This is a genomic window from Luteimonas sp. TWI662 (assembly GCF_039673825.1).
GTDB lineage: Bacteria > Pseudomonadota > Gammaproteobacteria > Xanthomonadales > Xanthomonadaceae > Luteimonas.
This window is the reverse complement of sequence record NZ_JBDJMI010000058.1, coordinates 1-629: the sequence shown is the minus strand read 5'-3', so window position 1 is coordinate 629 and position 629 is coordinate 1. Positions and strand designations below refer to the sequence as shown.

1 protein-coding gene is annotated in these 629 nt (G+C 70.0%); it reads left to right on the top strand.

The window, feature by feature from the left end:
* Positions 1-629, top strand: a 629-nt coding sequence (locus ABE488_RS17725; RefSeq protein ID WP_346449709.1) for a methyl-accepting chemotaxis protein, incomplete at both ends; no start/stop codon positions are given.

The following is a 629-nucleotide window of genomic DNA, read 5'->3' as shown; positions in this document are numbered from 1 at the left end:
CGCATGCGCGACGACGCCAATGCCACCGTCGCCCAGCTCACCGCGATCGTCGCCCGCATCCAGGACGCCTCGGCCGCGATCGGCACCGCTTCGACCGAGATCGCCTCGGGCAACGACGACCTCTCGCGCCGCACCGAGCAGCAGGCGGCCAATCTGGAGGAAACCGCCGCTTCGATGGAGGAACTCACCTCCACCGTGCGCCAGAACGCCGACCACGCCCGCCAGGCCAACCAGCTCGCCCAGGGCGCGGCCACCGTTGCCTCCCAGGGCGGCGAAGTCGTCGGCCAGGTCGTCTCCACGATGGCCGACATCGAGGCCTCGTCGCGCAAGATCGCCGACATCATCTCGGTCATCGACGGCATCGCGTTCCAGACCAACATCCTCGCGCTCAACGCCGCCGTCGAGGCCGCGCGTGCCGGCGAACAGGGCCGCGGTTTCGCAGTCGTCGCCTCCGAGGTCCGTACCCTGGCCCAGCGCAGCGCCAATGCCGCCAAGGAGATCAAGGGCCTGATCGACGACTCCACCGGCAAGGTCGCCAGCGGCGCCGCACTCGCGGGCCAGGCCGGTCGGACCATGGCCGAGATGGTTGCATCCGTGCAGCGCGTGACCGACATCATGGCCGAGATCTC